The following is an 18,258-nucleotide window of genomic DNA, read 5'->3' as shown; positions in this document are numbered from 1 at the left end:
TGTCGGAAGAAGCACCGCGCCCTAGCGGATCTGGTGTTTATGCAGCAAGCGGTAGAACGTCGGCCGGGAAACCCCCAGCACCTTGGCGGCCACGCTGAGGTTGTCGCTGTGCCGGTTCAGCACATCGCACAATGCCTGGCGTTCGGCGCGGGTCTTGTAGTCTTCGAGGGTACCCATCGGGGTGGCAATCGATTGCTGGCTGATCAGGCCCAGGTCACGGGCTTCGATCTGTCGTCCTTCGGCCAGCACCAGGCCCCGGCGTACACGGTTGGCCAGTTCCCGGACATTGCCCGGCCAGTCGTGCTTGCCCATTGCAATCAAGGCATCTTCACTGAAACTGCGCGGCCGGCGCCCGGTTTCGTGGCTGTAGAAGTGGGAAAAATGGTTGGCCAGCATCGACAGATCGCCATGGCGCTCACGCAAAGGCGCGGTGACGACTTGCAGCACATTCAGCCGGTAGTACAAATCCTCACGAAAGCGCTTCTTCTCGATCGCCGCTTCAAGGTCGACGTGGGTGGCCGCCAGCACGCGCACATCCACCGGGATCGGCTGGCTGCCGCCCACCCGTTCGATGTGTTTTTCCTGGAGAAAGCGCAGCAGATTGGCTTGCAGCTCCAGCGGCAGATCGCCGATTTCATCGAGAAACAATGTCCCGCCGTTGGCCGCCTCGATACGCCCGACCTTGCGCTGGTGGGCACCGGTAAACGCGCCTTTTTCGTGGCCGAACAGCTCGGACTGGATCAAATGCTCGGGGATTGCCCCGCAGTTGATGGCCACGAACGGTTTGTTGTGCCGTTGCGATTGTCGATGCAGGGTACGGGCGACCAGTTCTTTACCGGTGCCGCTTTCGCCGCGAATCAGTACCGGCGACTCGGTGGGCGCCAGTTTACTGAGCAGCTTGCGCAGTTCGCGAATCGGTTTGCTGTCGCCGAGCAGCTCGTGTTCCGGCTGGTCGACATGAATCGTGCCCTGGCCGCGCAGGCGCGCCATGCCGAACGCCCGGCCCAGTGTGACCTGCACCCGCGACACGTCGAAGGGCAAGGTATGAAAGTCGAAAAACCATTCACAAACGAAGTCCCCGACGTTCTGCAGGCGCAACACTTCCTGATTCAGTACGGCGATCCACTCGGTGCCGCTACGGCTGATCAATTCCTTGACCGCTTCGGGTCGCTCCAGGTGAAAAGGCTGCAAACGCAGCAAGCCGACATCGCAACTGCGGTCGGCGGCATTTTCCAGGCTGCAACTGTCAACATCCCAGCCGACCGAACGTAGACCGGGCAGTAATCGGTGACAGTCGTCACAAGGGTCGACTACCAATAAACGTCGTAACGCAGGCGCTTCGCTCATGACTGTTCCTTGGCGCCAAATTATAGGAAATGATTGTAAAAACAGTCATTTGGCAGACCTGGCTGTAACATTAGCAAGAATTTGACGGCGCCTTGTATCAATTGCTTATAGGCGTACAAGCGAAGCAGTTATAAGAACCCGTTTTATTAGTCAGCTATCGACTCGAATCTTTCACCCAGCTTTCAAAAAACGCCGTAACAGAGATTGTATGAAAGAAAGTCGAAATTTCTTTAAATCCGGTGTGACCTGTCAGCGGGTTGCGTGCATCAGTACAAGTAACTCGCCGAACGGTAAGCCCAACCGACGGCACATCACTTGATTGGGCACTATAGAGAGAAGACCCCATGACCGCCCCGCTCCGTATCAACGAAGCTCTTTTGATTGCCAACCACGCCTTCAAACCTTTCCAGTGCGTGGCCTGGGCTCCACAAGACGGCAATGGCGAACTGAGCCTGACCGTCATCGACCGCACCAATTCGCAGATTGGCCGCACCTGCATCCCAAGCAGCGCCTACTCCGATCCTGCGCAACTCGAATACCTGCTGCAACAAGCCCGTGCCGAACTGAGCGACGAAGGTTACGCACTGCAGTCCTGGTCGATGCCACACTGATCCGAGGGCAATGCGGATGACTTTCCAGTCATCCGCCCTCTTCTTCAAGTTGCTGAATCCTTTTTAACTTCAGCCACTTTGTATAACTTTCCTCAATACTTTCGCGCCTGAATGCTTGGCAGGCTTGCGACTGGTTCAAAAAGTCACTGTTCTGGCACAGTGCGACCCTCCACCTGTTAGTTCTGTCAGTTGTACTTGCGCTTGTTCAGGGATTGAATGTTTCGCCATGCCGTTATCGCCCCTCTTCATGAATACGGGTCGACTCGCAAGGAGAAACATGCATGTCAATCCAAACCGCTATTGCGCTGCCGACGCTGGCGAACAATGCCGGACAACTCGACAAGTCGTTTGCCAACAACGGCGTGACTCAGGTTTATTTTGCCGGCAGCACATCCAGCCTGACCCAGCATGTAGCTCTTGACCCGCAAGGTCGTATCCTGATTGCCGCCAAGGTCGGCACGCCCCAAGGCAGCCGTTTCGGCCTGGCCCGTCTGCTGGATGATGGCTCTGCGGATCTAGGCTTCGGCTTTCAGGGCAGCGTGATCGGCCAGTTCGCCTCTGGTTTCGAAGCCACGGGCAGCAAGGTTCAGGTCTTGTCCGACGGGCGAATCCTGCTGGCCGGCCTGCATTACGAGTCCGAACATCGCACCTTGCCCGCCCTCGCCCTGTTCGATGCGCAGGGCCGACGCGCCCCGGAGTTCGGCGACAACGGCCGGAAAATAGTGTGTTTGCCCGGTGATCTGTCCATGGGCACTCGCGACACCTGGCTGCCACCCGGCGTCCCGGGGGCAGAAGCCTGCGATTTCGCAGTCCAGGATGACGGGCATATCCTGCTTATTGCCAATCACCACTGCTCACTGGCGGACCACGTCGGCATGCTGATCCGCGTCACCCCCGATGGCCTTCTGGACAAGACCTTCAATGGCCGGGGCTTTGTGATGGTTCGGCACTTGTTGCTCAACACCTGGCTGGGCGGCCTGTTGTTGCAGAAAGACGGACGCATCGTGGTGGCCGGCGCCATTGACTTCCCCCAGCAAGGCCTGCTCGCACGCTACCTGCCGGACGGGCGGCTCGACGAACGCTTTGCGCTGGATGGTTTCCTGGCCTTCAAGGCTCAAGGGCACAGCGCGCTGGTCAACCAGGTCATCGAATCCTCGGATCACCTGCATTGCTTTGGCAGCAGCCGCGACCCGATCCGCTGCCTGGCGCTCTCTGTCCACATCAACGGCCGCCCCGACCTGCATTGCCACAACGGCCAATCCACCCTGCTGGACATCGGCCCCAGCGGCTGCCAGTGGAGCGCCGCACAGCGCATGCCGGACGGTCGACTCATCGCGGCAGGCGCCACGATTGGCGGGGTCGAGGCCGACTTCATCGTCGCGCGCTATCTGGCCGACGGGCGCCTCGACCAAAGCTTCGGAGCGGGCCGCGGCTGGTTGCGCACGCGACTGGGCCGCAGCCTCGATACCGCCACGTCGCTGGCGCTGCGACCGGAAGGAGGCATTCTGGTGGGCGGCTATTCGCTGGATGGCAATTACCGCGCCGTAGTGGCGCGCTATCTGAACCCATGAACAGAAACTTCCTGCACTTGATCTTGCTCAACGCTTGCGGCACCTTGCGCGCTTCTTAAAGCAAGGAGCAACCGATGTCCGGTTCGATGGCTCAGGCGTTCGCGCACAATTTTCTCGGGCATTCGCCCCGCTGGTACAAGGCGTGCATCGTCGGGTTCCTGATTCTCAATGCCGTGGTGCTGTGGTCGGCAGGCCCGGTGGCCGCTGGCTGGCTGTTGGTGATCGAATTCATTTTCACCCTGGCCATGGCGCTCAAATGCTATCCGCTGATGCCTGGCGGTTTGTTGCTGATCGAAGCCCTGCTGTTGAAGATGACAACACCCCAGGCACTGTACGAAGAGTTGCAGCACAACTTTCCGGTGATTCTGCTGCTGATGTTCATGGTCGCCGGCATCTACTTCATGAAGGATCTGCTGCTGTTTCTGTTCTCGCGCCTGCTGCTTGGCGTGCGTTCGAAGATGCTGCTGGCGTTGATGTTCTGCTTTTTGTCGGCGTTTCTTTCGGCCTTTCTCGACGCATTGACCGTGACCGCCGTGATCATCAGCGCGGCCGTCGGCTTCTATTCGGTCTACCACCGGGTCGCCTCCGGCAACGATCCGCGCCAGGACAGTGAGTTCAGCGACGATCAACATTTGCCCAAGCTGCATCACGAGGATCTGGAGCAGTTCCGTGCCTTCCTGCGCAGCCTGCTGATGCATGGTGCTGTCGGGACTGCACTGGGCGGCGTCTGCACGCTGGTCGGCGAACCACAGAACCTGCTGATCGGCCATGAAATGGGTTGGCACTTCGCCGAATTTTTCCTCAAGGTTGCGCCGGTTTCCCTGCCGGTACTGGTGGCCGGTCTGTTGACCTGCATGCTGCTGGAGAAACTGCGCGTGTTCGGCTACGGCACCTTGCTGCCGGACAACGTCCGCGCCGTTCTCGCCGATTACGCCACCGAAGACGATGCCGAACGCACGCCTCGCCAGCGTGCCGCGCTGCTGGTACAGGGCGCTGCCGCCTTGATCCTGATTGCCGGGCTGGCATTTCATATCGCTGAAGTGGGCCTGATCGGCCTCATGGTGATTGTCCTGATTACCGCTTTCAGCGGCATCACTGATGAGCATCGGCTGGGTAGCGCGTTCAAGGACGCCATGCCGTTCACTGCGCTGTTGGTGGTGTTTTTTGCCGTGGTGGCGGTAATCCATGATCAACAGTTGTTCGCGCCGTTGATCCAGTGGGTGCTGGCATTGCCCGCCGAGCAGCAACCGGGGATGCTGTTCATCGCCAATGGTCTGTTGTCGGCGATCAGTGACAACGTGTTTGTGGCGACGATCTACATCACCGAGGTCAAACAGGCATTCCTGTCCGGCCACATGAGCCGTGAACACTTCGAGACGCTGGCCATTGCCATCAACACCGGCACCAACCTGCCAAGCGTGGCGACACCCAATGGTCAGGCTGCATTTCTGTTTCTGCTGACGTCGGCGATTGCGCCGCTGGTGCGGCTGTCGTACGGGAGAATGGTGTGGATGGCGTTGCCCTACACCGTGGTGATGGGATTGCTGGGCTGGTATGCCGTGAGTTACTGGCTGTAAAAACAACAACGGGAGCCCTGGGGCTCCCGTTTTTTTTATGCATCGATCAACGCGACAGTATGTGCTGCTCGATGACTTGCGCCACACCGTCCTCGGTGTTTGGCCCGGTCACCACATCCGCCTGACGCTTCACTGCGTCTTCTGCCTGGCCCATGGCAATCGACAGGCCGGCGACATGGAACATTGCCGGGTCGTTGCCGCCGTCGCCGATCGCTGCCGTCTGGGCAAGCGGCACGCCCAGATGTTCGGCCAGAGTCACCAGTGCGGCGCCCTTGTTGGCTTCCAGCGCCGTCACGTCCAGATACACCGGCTGCGAACGCGAGACCTGCGCCATCCCCTCGACCGTAGGCAGCAAACGCGCCTCCAGCTCGATCAACAGGCCGGTGTTGTTGCTGGTCGCCACAATCTTGTCGATGCGCTCCAGGTACGGCTCGAAACTGTCGACCACCACCGGCGGATAACCCAGGCCATGCTGTTCACGCGGGACCATCGGCCCGTGCGGATCCTTGAGCAGCCAGTCGCCGCCACTGAACACCCAGATTTCGACCTCCGGCTGATCGGCAAACAGTGCCAGTGCCGTCAGCGCCGCTGTGGCCGGCAGGTAGTGAGCGACCAGAATGCTGCCGTCCGGGTTGACGATCGTGCCGCCGTTGAATGCCGCAGTCGGCAGATCGACGCCCAGGGCTTCGATCTGCTGCAACATGGCCTTGGGCGGGCGCCCGGTAGCGAGGCTGAACAGCACGCCCGCTTCGCGCAACGAGCGCACCGCATCAATGGTGCGCTGACTGAGGCTGTGATCGGGCAGCAACAACGTGCCGTCCATGTCGCTCAGCAGAAAACGGATCGGCTCTCTCATCCGAGACCATGCCAGACGCGACCATCGCGAGTCAGCAGATCATCGGCGGCCTGAGGCCCGTCTTCGCCAGCGGCGTAGCTCTGTACGCTCGCGTCCTGTTGCCAGGCGTCGAGAAACGGCTGCACCGCACGCCAGCCGTTCTCGATGTTGTCGGCACGCTGGAACAGCGTCTGGTCACCGGTCAGGCAGTCGTAGATCAGGGTTTCGTAGCCGGTGGAAGGCTGCATTTCGAAAAAGTCCTTGTAGGCGAAACCCAGTTCGATGTTGGCCATGTTCAGCGCCGGCCCCGGCCGTTTGGCCAGCAGGTCGAACCACATGCCTTCGTTGGGCTGGATCTGGATACGCAGGTAGGTCGGCTGCAACTCATCGACCTCGGTGTCACGGAACTGCGCATACGGCGCCGGTTTGAAACAGATGACGATCTCGGTGTCGCGCACGCTCATGCGCTTGCCGGTGCGCAGGTAGAACGGCACGCCGACCCAGCGCCAGTTGTCGATCATCACCTTCAGCGCCACGTAGGTTTCGGTGGTGCTGTCGGGTGACACGTTGGCCTCTTCGCGATAACCGGCCACCGGTTTGCCTGCGACTTCACCGGCGCTGTACTGGCCGCGCACCGAGTTGGCCCGCGCCTCTTCGGTGGTCCATGGACGAATCGCGCCGACCACCTTGGCCTTCTCGCCCCGCACCGCATCGGCGCCGAACGCGGCCGGCGGCTCCATTGCGACCATGGCCAGCAACTGGAACAGGTGATTGGGCACCATGTCCCGCAGGGCGCCGGTGTGCTCGTAGAAACTGCCACGGGTTTCGACGCCGACGGTTTCGGCGGCGGTGATCTGCACGTGGTCGATGTAGTGGTTGTTCCAGAACGCCTCGAACAGGCTGTTGGAGAACCGGCTGACCAGGATGTTCTGTACGGTTTCCTTGCCCAGATAGTGATCGATCCGGTAGATCTGCTTTTCCGACATGACCTTGAGCAGGCAGGCGTTCAACGCCTCGGCGGTTTGCAGATCGGAGCCGAACGGCTTTTCGATCACCACCCTTCTGAACGCTTCGGGGGTTTCTTCCAGCAGTTTTGCGGCGCCGAGTCGGCGCACCACTTCGCTGAAGAAACGCGGCGCGGTGGCCAGGTAGAACACCGCATTGCCGGTACCGCTGTCGGCGATTTTCGCCGCCAGCGCGGAATAAGTGCTGTCGTCCAGGAAATCGCCCTGGACGTAGCTGATACCTTTGGCGAGCTTGGCCCACAAGGCTGGATCAAGCATCTGATCGCCCTTGCCGACCTTCGCTGCCACTTCGGTGCGGATGAAGTCTTCAAGCTTTTGGGCGAAGGCTTCATCCGTGATGGCGTTGTGATCAACGCCCACGATCCGCAGATTTTCGTCAAGCAAGCCGTCGCGGCTGAGGTTGTACAGCGCCGGCATCAGCAAGCGCTTGACCAGGTCACCGTGGGCACCGAACAAAAACAGCGTGGTCGGTGGTGCGGGTTCTGCCTTGGATTTTCTGCGGATCGTATGGGTCATTTCTTCGCAGTCTCTACGTGGCCGCCGAAGCCGAAGCGCTGGGCCGAGAGGATCTTGTCACCGAACGTGCCCTGGCCGCGGGAGCGGTAGCGCGAGAACAGCGAGTTGGACAGCACCGGTACCGGCACCTTTTGTTCCATGGCCGCTTCGATGGTCCATTGACCTTCACCGCTGTCGGCCACGGAGCCGGAGAAACCGTCGAGTTTCGGGTCGACCGCCAGGGCATCGGCGGTGAGGTCGAGCAGCCACGACGACACCACGCTGCCACGACGCCAGACTTCAGCGATGTCGGCCACGTTCAGGTCGAAACGCTGGTCTTGCGGCAGAAGCTCGCTGGACTTGGTCTTGAGGATGTCGAAGCCCTCGGCGAAGGCCGCCATCATGCCGTACTCGATGCCGTTGTGAATCATCTTCACGAAGTGACCGGCACCGGCGGGACCTGCGTGGATGTAGCCGTGTTCGGCACGCTGGTCATCGGATTTGCGATCCTTGGTGCGCGGGATGTCGCCCATGCCCGGCGCCAGAGCGGCGAACAGCGGATCCAGACGCTTAACGGTGTCGGCATCGCCGCCGATCATCATGCAGTAGCCGCGCTCCAGGCCCCAGACACCGCCGGAGGTACCGACGTCGATGTAGTGCAGGCCCTTCTCGGCCAACGTCTTGGCCCGACGGATGTCATCCTTATAGTTGGTGTTGCCGCCGTCGATGATGGTATCGCCGGCCTCGAGCAGATTGCTCAGCGTTTCGATGGTGTCTTCAGTCGGTGCGCCGGCCGGCAGCATGACCCAGACGGCACGCGGCTTGGCCAGGCCCGCGACCAGCGCAGGCAGATCGGCGACGCCGGTAGAGCCCTCGGCGGCCAGGGTGTCGACAAAGGCGGTATTGCGGTCGTAAACAACGGTGGTGTGACCGTTGAGCATCAGACGCCGTGCAATATTGCCGCCCATGCGGCCCAGTCCAATAATCCCGAGTTGCATGTGCTGATGCTCCTTACTACAAATAAAAGTGTGTCAAAGGTTATAGCCCAACGCTCTCAAGGAGGTTAGTCCAGAGCGTCGGTGTGAAGTTTCCGGGCATTGTGCCCGATCCAGACTGATAACGTCGGGAAACGTGGCGAAGACACAACGACCATGAAAAATAAAAAAGTTCCATTCACGAGCAAAAGAAACCAGAATCGGCGCCGATAGCAGGTCAAGGCTCGAAACCGGGGCTGATCTGCAGTTGAGACACGCCATTTGCGAGGTGAGCAATGGGCACAGTACACACAGCAATGCCGCCACAAACCCTCTACGTCACGATCCGCCGCGATGAACTTCGTCAGCTGAAGGACGAACGCGACCAGCTTAAACAAGAGTTGGCGCAACTGCGTCTGATGACCCAAGGCGTCGAGCCACAGCCTCTGCCACGCGTCCAGCGCTCACCCCACGCCTGACCGCCCGCCTGATCGGGAACCGCTGCCCTGCTGTTCCCGACATGATCCGCCCTCCGCCATTTGCAGCAACTAACGAAGTTTTCACATTCGCTTGTTGATACTCCTGCCCATTCTGCCGTGCGTGTCCGCGCGCGGCTTCCGTTCGTCGGTTTCATGCTCCCGAGTTCATGAAACGTCCCGGCGGTGGCAATGGTGACTGAGTTGGAGTGCTGAATGGCATTGTTTAAACGCAGCAAGACTGCTGCGGCAGGTTTTGACTGGGCCGGTTTCATCTGGCTGTTTGTATTCTTCTGGTACTTCTCCGGAATCACTCAACTGCTGATCCAGCTGACGGGCACCTCCGGCTTCACCGGATTCCGTCAAGCGTTCGTGATGAGCGCCGTCTGGCTGGCGCCGATGCTGCTGTTTCCCAAGCGCACCCGTCTGCTCGCCGCCGTGATCGGCGTGGTGTTGTGGGCCTGTTCGATGGCCAGCCTGGGTTACTTCTTCATCTATCAGCAGGAGTTCTCCCAGAGCGTCATCTTCATCATGTTCGAGTCGAACGTGTCGGAAGCCGGCGAGTACATCACCCAATACTTCGCCTGGTGGATGATCCCCGCGTTCCTCGCTCACACCGCCTTCGCCTACTTCCTGTGGACTCGCCTGCGCCCGGTCTACATGCCTCGCGGGCGGGCCTTCGTGGCGGCCATGGCGATTCTGATCGCAGTGGTCGGTTATCCGCTGGTCAAGCAGACCCAGCGCACCGGCAGCTTCGCCGGCGGTTTCGAGAAGTTCGAAACCCGCATCGAACCGGCCGTGCCATGGCAGATGGCCGTGGCCTATCACCGCTACCTCGAAACCCTCGGCGAAATGCAGGGCATGCTCCACAGCGCGAGCAAGATTCCGCCCCTGCATAACCTCAAGGACTCCGGTGCCAATCAGCCCGCAACACTGGTGCTGGTGATCGGCGAGTCCACCAACCGTCAGCGCATGAGCCTCTACGGCTATCAGCGCAAGACCACACCGGAGCTGGACAAGCTCAAGGATCAACTGTCGGTCTTCGATAACGTCGTCACCCCGCGCCCGTACACCATTGAGGCGCTGCAACAGGTGCTGACCTTCGCCGACGAAGAAAACCCGGATCTGTACCTGTCCACACCATCGCTGGTCAGCATGATGAAACAGGCGGGCTACAAGACCTTCTGGATCACCAACCAGCAGACCATGACCAAGCGCAACACCATGCTCACGACCTTCTCCGAACAGGCCGACGAGCAGGTGTACCTGAACAACAACCGCAACCAGAACGCCGCGCAATACGATGGCGACGTGATCGAGCCGTTCAACAAGGCTCTGACCGATCCGGCACCGCGCAAGCTGATCGTCGTGCATCTGCTCGGCACGCACATGAGCTACCAGTACCGTTATCCGCCGAGCTTCGACAAGTTCCAGGACCGCAACGGCGTTCCGGCCGGCGTGCGTGACGATCAGGTACCGACCTACAACAGCTACGACAACGCAGTGCTGTACAACGATTTTGTGGTCTCGAGCCTGATCAAGGACTACGCCAAGTCCGATCCGAACGGTTTCCTGCTGTACCTCTCCGACCACGGTGAAGACGTGTTCGACTCGGCGGGCCACACCACCCTGGGTCGTAACGAAAACAAACCGACCGCGCCGATGTACACCATTCCGTTCATGGCCTGGGCGTCGCCGAAGTGGCGCGAAAACCACTACTGGAGTTTTGCCGCGGATCTGAGCCGGCCTTACAGCAGCGCGCACCTGATCCACACCTGGGCGGACCTGGCGGGTTTGAGTTTCGATGAACTGGACCGCAGCAAAAGCGTGGTCAGCGACAGCTTCAAGCAGCGTCCGCTGCTGATCGGCAACCCTTACGAACGCGAACAGCGCGCCTTGATCGACTTCAGCCTGATGAAGCCGAAAAAGCCCGAGGACGCACCGAAAGAAGTGGTCAAGCAGTAACCTGGAAAGGGCCGGAAACGGCCCTTTTTTCATGCCCTCGCAACACCTGGAAATGACAATATTTCTCGCTTGTCACTAAATCGCCCTTTCCCCCTTCGTCTTTGAACCAAAGGAAATTTTCCCCCGAAGACAAGGAGTCGGCTGCGATGTTCGCGCCCATCACCCGTTCCATGACCCTCACCCTGGGCCTGTGCAGCGCAGCACTGAGCCCCGACCTGCTGGCTGAAACCGAGGCTGAAAAACAGCCGCAGAGCGCCGCCTCGGCACTGGAACTGGCCTCCACCAGCGTCACCGCCGAAAGTCTCGGCAGCACCACCGAAGACACTGCGTCCTACACCACTGGCGCCATGAACACGGCGACGCGATTGAACCTGTCGATCAAGGAAACCCCGCAATCGGTGTCCGTGGTCACCCGTCAGCAGATGGACGATTTCAAGCTCGGCACGTTATCCGAGGCCATGAGCCAGACCACCGGCGTGGTGGTCCAGCACAACGACTCGGACCGGGTCAGCTATTCGGCACGCGGCTACCCGATCAACAACTTCCAGATCGACGGGATGCTCAACACCTTCAGCCGGATGAAGTCCGACGCCGACACGATTATCTACGACCGGATCGAAGTGGTTCGCGGCGCCACCGGCCTGACCACCGGTGCCGGTGATCCTTCGGCGACGATCAACATGGTGCGCAAGCGCCCCACCGCGCAATTGCAGGCGCTGGCCGGGGTCAGCGGCGGCAGTTACGACGATTACTACAGCTACGTGGATGTGGGCGGGCCGCTTGCCTTCGACGGCCGTCTGCGCGGGCGCAGCGTGCTGGCTTATCGCGACAGCCAGTCGTTTCGCGACAAATATGCCCTGCAACGGGAAGTCGGCTACGGCATTCTCGAAGCCGACCTGACGGAGTCGACGGTACTGGCAGTCGGTTATGACTATCAGGACAAGCAGGTGCAAGGCAGCTCCTGGGGCACGGTGCCCTACTGGAACGCCGACGGCAGCAGGGCCGGCCTGGGTCGTTCGACCAACATGGCGACGTCCTGGAGTTCCTGGCCGATCAAGGACAAGACGGCCTTCGCCACTCTCGATCAGGCACTGGCCGGTGGCTGGCATCTGAAAGCGGCCTACACCCATCGCCAGAGCGATACCGACGGCAAGGTCTACTACGGCGGCGCGGGGTTCCCTGCGCACGACCGCAGCGGGATGACGGCCTATACGTCACACATGATCGGCACGCAGAAAATGAAGACGTATGACTTCAATGTCTCGGGACCCTATACCTTGCTCGGTCGCGAACACGAGTTGATGTTCGGTTACGGCGAAGCCGATCGCAGTGAACGCAATCCTTACACGATCGCAGGCGTGGTGCCGCCAGGTTACGGGCAGATTCGCGACTGGAAATACATGGGTGATATCGCCAAATTTCCGGACACTGTCACCGGCCTGACCGGTTCCACTTCAAGCACCCGGCAGAAGGCCGGTTACCTGGCCACGCGCCTGAGCTTCACCGATGACCTGCATGCGGTACTGGGCAGCCGCTACGGCAGCTGGAAATCCTCGACCTCCTCCACCGCGTTCGATGACCACCTGCAAGTGAGCGGTATCGACGCCAGCCGTCAGCAACACAACGACATGTGGACGCCCTACGCGGGTCTGCTCTACGACCTGACGCCCGAATACACCGTGTATGTCAGCTACACCGACATCTTCAACCCGCAGGAATACCGCGACGCCAACCGCAAGTTCATCGAGCCGGTGGTCGGCAGCAATTATGAAGTGGGCCTCAAGGGCAGTCTGCTCGACGAGCGCCTGAACCTGGCCACCGCCGTGTTCTGGAGCAAGCAGGACAATGTCGCCGAGCTGGACGACTCGGTCGCGCCGGATCCGGTGACGGGCGAAGAGTTCTACAAGTCCGGCGGCAAGGGCAACAAGGTCAACGGTTTCGAAGCCGAAGTCTCGGGCGAGGTCCTCGATGGCTGGAACATGACCGCCGGCTACACCTACACCCACGCGGTCAACGGCGAAAAAAATCGCGCCAATACCAACCAGCCGCTGAACATGCTGCGTCTGTCCACGGCCTATCGCCTGCCGGGCGACTGGCACGCCCTGACCGTGGGCGGCGCGGTGAACTGGCAGAGCGATGTCTATGGCAGTTCGAACCGACCGGTCGGCCGTGGCACCGATGGCCGGATCATCACCGAGCGAGCGCGGATCAGTCAGGGGGCGTACACCGTGGTCAAGCTGATGTCGCGCTATGAATTCGACAAACACTTGTCGGCATCGCTGAACGTCGACAACCTGTTCGACAAGAAGTATTACGACAACGTCGGCTTCTACAACGGCGTTTACTGGGGTGATCCGCGCACCGTAACGCTGAGCCTCGACTGGAAACTTTGAAGCCCTTCCCTGCGACCTGCGCGCGCCATCGGCGCGTGCAGCATTCGTCTGCCACACCTCGGAAACAATCAGTAAAACCTGCACGAAACGCGCGTTAACCCCAGGTTAATACCCGTGGCTGAGAGTGCGCCCCGAGGCACTGATTCATGGACGAACGGCTCCGACATTTTTCCGTAGGAGACAACCATGAAAACCACGACTGCACTCCTGGCCGGTCTGATCACACTTGCATCCGCCAGCGCTTTCGCCGAAGGCGGTGCCGAGCGGATGCGGTATCACTGGGAAAACTTCCCGGTCCACACCGCCCAAAGCCAGCAGGCTGACACCAAAACCAGCGAACTTCGGGTCCCGGACGACCAGACCGCACAGGTCACCGAACATTACCGTCCGTGAGACAAGAGTTTACCGATGGACCTGCGACGGCTGCGTTCTGGCTTCGCAGATGACAGTTGGGCGCCCTTCAGGGCGCCTTTTTTATGCCTGCAATTCCTTGATCCAGAACAGCATGCGCCCGTGACTCGGGTCAAACATGCCCGGCGCAAAGCCGAATTTGGTGTAGGAGCCCTGAGCGACGGCGTTACCTTCGAGCACCTCCAGGGTGATTTTGCAGCAGCCGCGCTGCCGGGCGATTTCCTCGACCTTGCGCAGCATTTTCTGGCTCAGTCCCAGACCACGAAACTTTGTCACCACCGACACGTCGTGGACGTTGACCAGCGGTTTGCAGGCGAAGGTCGAAAAGCCCTCGAAGCAGTTCACCAGCCCGGCCGGTTCTCCACCGACAAAGGCCAGGACGCTGAATGCGTGGGGCCGTTTGGCCAGTTCTGCGGGCAATTGCTGCAACAGTTCAGGGGCAATGGGATGGCCCCCGCCCATCGGGTCTTCGGCGTAATGATTGAGCACCACACCGATGGCCTCGGCATGCAGCGGGTTGGTGTAACTGGCTTGAAGTACAAGAATCTCTGCGGAATCCATTTCCATCCTCGATCGCACGGGGCCCCGGTGCGTTTGATACGCACTGATAGGCTCGGCGACCTTAGCGCGAGGCAGGCCCGGCCACAACCCGACGTTTTCAGTGGCCCCAGATGAGTGCTTCGGTCCAGCCCAGTTCGGCGAAATCCTCGGCCCGCAGACCGGACTCGCCAGCACAGAAAAATTCGTCCAGTTGCGGCGGTTTCACCGGTGTGCCGCTGAGCATGGCGTGGACCTGACCACGATGGTGGATCTGATGTTCGAACAGGTGCGAGATCATCCGCAGACGACTGTCGTGTTGCGGCGTTTCACGAGCGATGGTGACGATGCGCCCCAGATCGGCATCGCGCAGTTGCTCGCAGTAGGCGATCAAGCGGCGGTCGACATGGCCCTGTTCGCGGCGCAAGGCCTGCGCCTCGGTGAAAGGCTCGTGCGCATTGAAGAACACGTAGCAATCGGGATGCGGCTCATCACCCCGCAACTCGCGCTCCAGTGCATCGACGTAGAACCAGTCGCAGGTAAGGATGTGGTTGAGGGTCAGGCGGATGCTCGGGAAGAAACTCACCCGTGGCGCTGCCAGCTGCGCGTCGTCGAGCTGGCTCCAGGCCTTGGCCAGTCGATGGTTGGCCCAGGCATTCTGATAGGCCATGGTCAGCAAATGGTGGGACAGTGGCTGAGTCATGTCGCGCCCTCCGTGCATCAAGTGTCGGCAAAGCGTTGCAGCTGCATCTCCTGCAAACGGCTGAGGGTCCGGCGGAACGGGAATTCCAGGTAGCCCTCGGTGTACAGCGCGTCCATCGGCACATCGGCCTCGATGTACAGCGGCACCTTGCGGTCGTAGCACTCGTCGACCAGGGCAATGAAACGCCGTACGCCGTCATCGTGCACCGACAGTTGCGGCAACTCGCGGTCGCCGGCCACCACCCGCTCGGCGCCGTCCTCGGTGCCACGGGCAATCCGCCCTTCGCGCTTTTGTGCGCTCAGGTTCGGCACCTCGCTCAACAGAATAGCCCGGTAGGTGTCGCACAGCGCGATGAAGTCCATGGCCGCGAACGGTTGCTCGCACAGATCGGCATAACGGCACCACAACACCGACTCGCTGGCCTTCACCACATTCAAGGCACGGTAGCCGACCGGAACCGGTTCCGAGCTGGCGCTCTGCCCGGCCGCCAGCGCGTCGAACACCCCGGCCAGCGCGCAATCCTGCTCCGGCGCCGCCACCCAATAACGTTGCTCGATGGCGCCCGGATGCAAACGATGATCCTCGGCGCCGTTCACCGCGACCACCTGCATATGCTGCTTGATTGCGGTGATCGCCGGCAGGAAGCGGTCGCGGTTGAAGCCGTCGGCATACAGTTGATCCGGCGGCAGATTGGAGGTGCAGACCACCACCACGCCTTCGTCGAACATCACCTGGAACAGGCGCCCGAGAATGATCGCGTCACCGATGTCATTGACGAACAGCTCATCAAAACACAACACCCGCACTTCAGCCGCCAGTTCCCGAGCCAGAGCCCGCAACGGGTCGGCGATGCCGGTCAGTTGAAACGAGCGCTGATGGACCCAGCCCATGAAGTGATGAAAGTGCTGCCGCCGGGCCGGCACCCGCAGGCTTTGATGGAACTGGTCCATCAGCCAGGTCTTGCCGCGCCCGACCGGGCCCCACAGGTAAACGCCGGTGACCGAACGGGCACCGGCGTGCAGGGCTTCATGGCATTTTTGCAACGCCCAGACCGCGTGCTCCTGGGCTTCATCCTGGATGAAGCCCTTGTGCTCGACGGCATGTTGCCAGGCGCTTAAAGGGGAGTCGAAAGTCATGCGCGGCAGTATGCCACGATGGCTACACGGAAATATCCAGCCGTGCGATTTTGCCCTGCTCGTTGAGGCGGAAGGTGTAGCGCAGTTCCAGCGGGCTGCCGGGAAACGTCCCGGAAATCAGCCCTTGCACCAGCACCTTGCCGGTGCGCTGCTGAACGCCGAGCACTTCGACCCGCGGCTGATAGCGCTGCGCAGTATCTTGCATCCACTGCGCGATGGCCTGCGGGCCGACCTGATGATGACCTTCATCGAACACGTGGGCATCCTCGGCAAAAAAACTGCCGACCCGGGACGTATCCCGAGCATTGGCGGCGTTGATGTACTCAACGATGGCCGGAGCGAGTATCGAGGTGGGATGGAACATGAGTGCAACTCCTTGTTTTCGATTCTGTCGCCATCCTAGAACAGCCCTGCGTCAGTTTTTGTCAGGAGTGAAACGCCCGCTTTCGTCCAGTTGCATCTGCCGCTGCCAGGTGCGCAGCAGGTCACTGCGACGTCCCGGATAACGCTCGCCCTGCAGACTGGCGGCGGAGATCCGGTCGGTTCTGAAGGTGCGATACGCGCTGCGCAACTCGCACCACGCCACGATAATCCGCACCTCGTTGAGAAACCCCAGCGCCAGGGGCCAGATCAAGCGCTGGCTCGGCACCTGTTGTGCGTCGGCATAATCGATGTGCAGCTTGGCCTGATCGCGGATCGCCTGACGGAACACATTCAACGGCACCGCGTTCTGCGGGAACCCGTAACCCGGCGGCCCGGGCATCACCGTCGGATTGCGCAGCGCTTCCTGGGCCTGCGGGTCCAGCACCGCCGCAATTTTCGCCAACGCGTCGGCAGCGGCTTTGCTCAGGACCTCGTCGCCACGCTGATCGACATAACGCAGGCCCAGCACAATGGCTTCGGTCTCATCGGCGTTGAGCATCAGCGGCGGCAGAAACAGACCGCTGCGCAACACGTAACCGATGCCCGCCTCGCCATGGATCGGCGCACCGAGTGCGGTCAGTTCGGCGATGTCGCGATAGAGGGTGCGTTCGGAGATTTCCAGCTCGCAGGCCAGCGTCGCCGCGGTCACCGGGCGCTTCTTGCCACGCAGCACTTGCAGCAGGGTCAACAGACGAGTGGTGCGCGACACGGTGTGAGGCTCCGGGCAGAAATTTGCCGGAGCTTAGCAGAGCCTGGTGTCAGAAATTGTCAGGAGCTTTCACCAGGCTCAGAGCTGATCACGCGTCGACTTTGTGCCTGGCCGCGTACAGGCACAGCATCTCCATGGCCAGGGTCGCCGCCGCCAGCGACGTCACGTCCGCATGGTCATAGGCCGGCGCCACTTCCACCACGTCCATGCCCACCAGATGGATCCCGCGCAATCCGCCAAGGATTTCCAGCGCCTGCACCGTGCTCAACCCGCCGCAGACCGGCGTCCCCGTGCCCGGAGCAAAGGCCGGATCCAGACAATCGATGTCAAACGTCAGGTACACCGGGTTGTCCCCGACCCGCGCCCGAATGGCCTCGACAATCGCTTCGCAGCCGCGGCGATGCACCTGCCGCGCGTCCAGCACCTGAAAGCCCTGGTGATCGTCATTGGTGGTGCGCAAACCGATCTGCACCGAACGCGCCGGATCCACCAGCCCTTCCCGCGCCGCGTGCCAGAACATGGTGCCGTGATCGACCCGCTTGCCGCCCTCGTCCGGCCAGGTGTCGCTGTGGGCATCGAAGTGGATCAGCGACAATGTGCCGTGCTTGCGGGCGTGAGCCTTGAGCAGCGGATAGCTGATGAAGTGATCGCCGCCGAATGTCAGCATCGCGCTGCCGGAGCTGAGGATGTGCTCGGCGTGGGCCTCGATGCTTTCGGGGATGGTGTGCGGCGAGCCGTAATCGAAGTCGCAGTCTCCGTAGTCGATCACCGCCAGATGATCGAACGGGTCGAACGCCCACGGCCAGTGCCGTTCCCAGGCAATCCCGGTGGATGCAGCACGAATCCCGCGAGGCCCGAAACGGGCGCCTGGACGGTTGCTGGTGGCGGTGTCGAACGGCACGCCGCTGACCGCCACGTCCACGCCGCGCAAGTCGCGGCTGTAGCGCCGGCGCATGAAACTGGTGATCCCGGCGTAGGTGCTTTCGGCAGCAGTGCCGAAAAGGCTGTTACGGGTCAGGGCCTGATCGTTTTGCGTTGGCACGTCCATCGGTGTGCTCCTGTTGTTAGGG

General features: G+C 61.0%; 17 protein-coding genes. 7 read left to right on the top strand and 10 right to left on the bottom strand.

Features of this window, described 5'->3' with window-relative positions; genetic code table 11:
- Window positions 1–21 precede the first annotated feature (21 nt).
- Window positions 22–1,347, bottom strand: a complete 1,326-nt coding sequence (locus tag C6Y56_RS13510; protein WP_169430302.1) for a sigma-54 dependent transcriptional regulator — start codon at window positions 1,345–1,347, stop codon at window positions 22–24.
- 344 nt (window positions 1,348–1,691) lie between these two features.
- On the opposite strand from C6Y56_RS13510, the gene C6Y56_RS13505 reads away from it, so the two are divergent.
- From C6Y56_RS13505 to nhaB, 3 genes are all read left to right on the top strand, one after another.
- Entirely contained in the window at window positions 1,692–1,958 is a 267-nt protein-coding gene (locus tag C6Y56_RS13505; protein ID WP_169430301.1) for a hypothetical protein, read from the top strand.
- Window positions 1,959–2,239: 281 nt separating this feature from the next.
- Window positions 2,240–3,529, top strand: a complete 1,290-nt coding sequence (locus C6Y56_RS13500; protein ID WP_169430300.1) for a hypothetical protein — start codon at window positions 2,240–2,242, stop codon at window positions 3,527–3,529.
- A gap of 74 nt (window positions 3,530–3,603) precedes the next feature.
- The gene (gene nhaB, locus C6Y56_RS13495) at window positions 3,604–5,106 is read left to right on the top strand and encodes a sodium/proton antiporter NhaB (protein WP_169430299.1); all 1,503 of its coding nucleotides are present in this window, start codon (window positions 3,604–3,606) and stop codon (window positions 5,104–5,106) included.
- Window positions 5,107–5,152: 46 nt separating this feature from the next.
- On the opposite strand, the gene C6Y56_RS13490 is transcribed toward nhaB, so the two are convergent.
- Genes C6Y56_RS13490 through gnd form a run of 3 tightly spaced genes read right to left on the bottom strand, consistent with a single transcriptional unit; the run spans window position 5,153 to window position 8,459 of the window.
- Entirely contained in the window at window positions 5,153–5,962 is an 810-nt protein-coding gene (locus tag C6Y56_RS13490) for an HAD family hydrolase (protein ID WP_169430298.1), read from the bottom strand.
- On the bottom strand, window positions 5,959–7,482 hold the full coding sequence (gene zwf / locus C6Y56_RS13485; RefSeq protein ID WP_169430297.1) for a glucose-6-phosphate dehydrogenase: 1,524 nt from the start codon (window positions 7,480–7,482) through the stop codon (window positions 5,959–5,961). The genes C6Y56_RS13490 and zwf overlap by 4 nt, the downstream gene beginning before the upstream one ends.
- Window positions 7,479–8,459: a phosphogluconate dehydrogenase (NAD(+)-dependent, decarboxylating) gene (gene gnd / locus C6Y56_RS13480; protein WP_169430296.1), complete on the bottom strand. Its 981-nt coding sequence runs from the start codon at window positions 8,457–8,459 to the stop codon at window positions 7,479–7,481. Before gnd ends, zwf begins: the two co-directional genes overlap by 4 nt.
- 272 nt (window positions 8,460–8,731) lie before the next feature.
- Between gnd and C6Y56_RS13475 the strand changes: the two genes are divergently transcribed.
- The 4 genes from C6Y56_RS13475 (at window position 8,732) to C6Y56_RS13460 (ending at window position 13,662) form a co-directional block, all read left to right on the top strand.
- Complete coding sequence (locus C6Y56_RS13475; RefSeq protein WP_169430295.1) at window positions 8,732–8,914, top strand: DUF6026 family protein; 183 nt, start codon at window positions 8,732–8,734, stop codon at window positions 8,912–8,914.
- A 213-nt stretch (window positions 8,915–9,127) separates the two neighbouring features.
- Window positions 9,128–10,876 carry a phosphoethanolamine transferase CptA gene (locus C6Y56_RS13470; protein WP_169430294.1) on the top strand — a complete coding sequence of 583 codons (1,749 nt, stop codon included), beginning with the start codon at window positions 9,128–9,130 and terminating at the stop codon, window positions 10,874–10,876.
- A gap of 146 nt (window positions 10,877–11,022) precedes the next feature.
- Window positions 11,023–13,269, top strand: a complete 2,247-nt coding sequence (locus C6Y56_RS13465; RefSeq protein WP_169430293.1) for a TonB-dependent siderophore receptor — start codon at window positions 11,023–11,025, stop codon at window positions 13,267–13,269.
- A gap of 186 nt (window positions 13,270–13,455) precedes the next feature.
- Window positions 13,456–13,662, top strand: a complete 207-nt coding sequence (locus C6Y56_RS13460) for a hypothetical protein (protein WP_169430292.1) — start codon at window positions 13,456–13,458, stop codon at window positions 13,660–13,662.
- An 81-nt stretch (window positions 13,663–13,743) separates the two neighbouring features.
- On the opposite strand, the gene C6Y56_RS13455 is transcribed toward C6Y56_RS13460, so the two are convergent.
- The 6 genes from C6Y56_RS13455 to speB all read right to left on the bottom strand — a co-directional run bounded on the left by C6Y56_RS13455 (window position 13,744) and on the right by speB (window position 18,236).
- Window positions 13,744–14,241: a GNAT family N-acetyltransferase gene (locus C6Y56_RS13455; protein ID WP_169430291.1), complete on the bottom strand. Its 498-nt coding sequence runs from the start codon at window positions 14,239–14,241 to the stop codon at window positions 13,744–13,746.
- Window positions 14,242–14,338: 97 nt separating this feature from the next.
- Window positions 14,339–14,920, bottom strand: coding sequence for a DinB family protein (locus C6Y56_RS13450; protein WP_169430290.1), 582 nt, complete (start codon window positions 14,918–14,920; stop codon window positions 14,339–14,341).
- A gap of 17 nt (window positions 14,921–14,937) precedes the next feature.
- A complete protein-coding gene (gene zapE / locus C6Y56_RS13445) occupies window positions 14,938–16,056 on the bottom strand; it encodes a cell division protein ZapE (protein WP_169430289.1) in 1,119 nt (372 codons plus the stop codon).
- A gap of 22 nt (window positions 16,057–16,078) precedes the next feature.
- Window positions 16,079–16,420 (bottom strand): nuclear transport factor 2 family protein, encoded by a 342-nt coding sequence (locus C6Y56_RS13440; protein ID WP_169430288.1) that lies wholly within the window; start codon window positions 16,418–16,420, stop codon window positions 16,079–16,081.
- A gap of 51 nt (window positions 16,421–16,471) precedes the next feature.
- A complete protein-coding gene (locus C6Y56_RS13435; protein WP_169430287.1) occupies window positions 16,472–17,188 on the bottom strand; it encodes a helix-turn-helix transcriptional regulator in 717 nt (238 codons plus the stop codon).
- Window positions 17,189–17,276: 88 nt separating this feature from the next.
- Window positions 17,277–18,236 (bottom strand): agmatinase, encoded by a 960-nt coding sequence (speB, locus tag C6Y56_RS13430; RefSeq protein WP_169430286.1) that lies wholly within the window; start codon window positions 18,234–18,236, stop codon window positions 17,277–17,279.
- Window positions 18,237–18,258: the final 22 nt, after the last annotated feature.

This window comes from Pseudomonas fluorescens, from assembly GCF_012974785.1.
GTDB classification, from domain to species: Bacteria; Pseudomonadota; Gammaproteobacteria; order Pseudomonadales; family Pseudomonadaceae; genus Aquipseudomonas; species Aquipseudomonas fluorescens_BT.
Note: the sequence above shows the minus strand (reverse complement) of the source record. Positions and strands in the feature narration are given on the sequence as shown.

Excerpts from the sequence above, each read along its gene's own strand:
- zwf (WP_169430297.1), bottom strand. The coding sequence starts at position 7,482 with ATGACCCATACGATCCGCAGAAAATCCAAGGCAGAACCCGCACCACCG.
- C6Y56_RS13505 (WP_169430301.1), top strand. The coding sequence starts at position 1,692 with ATGACCGCCCCGCTCCGTATCAACGAAGCTCTTTTGATTGCCAACCAC.
- C6Y56_RS13465 (WP_169430293.1), top strand. The coding sequence starts at position 11,023 with ATGTTCGCGCCCATCACCCGTTCCATGACCCTCACCCTGGGCCTGTGC.
- C6Y56_RS13510 (WP_169430302.1), bottom strand. The coding sequence starts at position 1,347 with ATGAGCGAAGCGCCTGCGTTACGACGTTTATTGGTAGTCGACCCTTGT.
- C6Y56_RS13470 (WP_169430294.1), top strand. The coding sequence starts at position 9,128 with ATGGCATTGTTTAAACGCAGCAAGACTGCTGCGGCAGGTTTTGACTGG.
- C6Y56_RS13490 (WP_169430298.1), bottom strand. The coding sequence starts at position 5,962 with ATGAGAGAGCCGATCCGTTTTCTGCTGAGCGACATGGACGGCACGTTG.
- gnd (WP_169430296.1), bottom strand. The coding sequence starts at position 8,459 with ATGCAACTCGGGATTATTGGACTGGGCCGCATGGGCGGCAATATTGCA.
- zapE (WP_169430289.1), bottom strand. The coding sequence starts at position 16,056 with ATGACTTTCGACTCCCCTTTAAGCGCCTGGCAACATGCCGTCGAGCAC.
- nhaB (WP_169430299.1), top strand. The coding sequence starts at position 3,604 with ATGTCCGGTTCGATGGCTCAGGCGTTCGCGCACAATTTTCTCGGGCAT.
- C6Y56_RS13475 (WP_169430295.1), top strand. The coding sequence starts at position 8,732 with ATGGGCACAGTACACACAGCAATGCCGCCACAAACCCTCTACGTCACG.
- C6Y56_RS13460 (WP_169430292.1), top strand. The coding sequence starts at position 13,456 with ATGAAAACCACGACTGCACTCCTGGCCGGTCTGATCACACTTGCATCC.
- C6Y56_RS13440 (WP_169430288.1), bottom strand. The coding sequence starts at position 16,420 with ATGTTCCATCCCACCTCGATACTCGCTCCGGCCATCGTTGAGTACATC.
- C6Y56_RS13455 (WP_169430291.1), bottom strand. The coding sequence starts at position 14,241 with ATGGATTCCGCAGAGATTCTTGTACTTCAAGCCAGTTACACCAACCCG.
- C6Y56_RS13500 (WP_169430300.1), top strand. The coding sequence starts at position 2,240 with ATGTCAATCCAAACCGCTATTGCGCTGCCGACGCTGGCGAACAATGCC.
- C6Y56_RS13450 (WP_169430290.1), bottom strand. The coding sequence starts at position 14,920 with ATGACTCAGCCACTGTCCCACCATTTGCTGACCATGGCCTATCAGAAT.
- speB (WP_169430286.1), bottom strand. The coding sequence starts at position 18,236 with ATGGACGTGCCAACGCAAAACGATCAGGCCCTGACCCGTAACAGCCTT.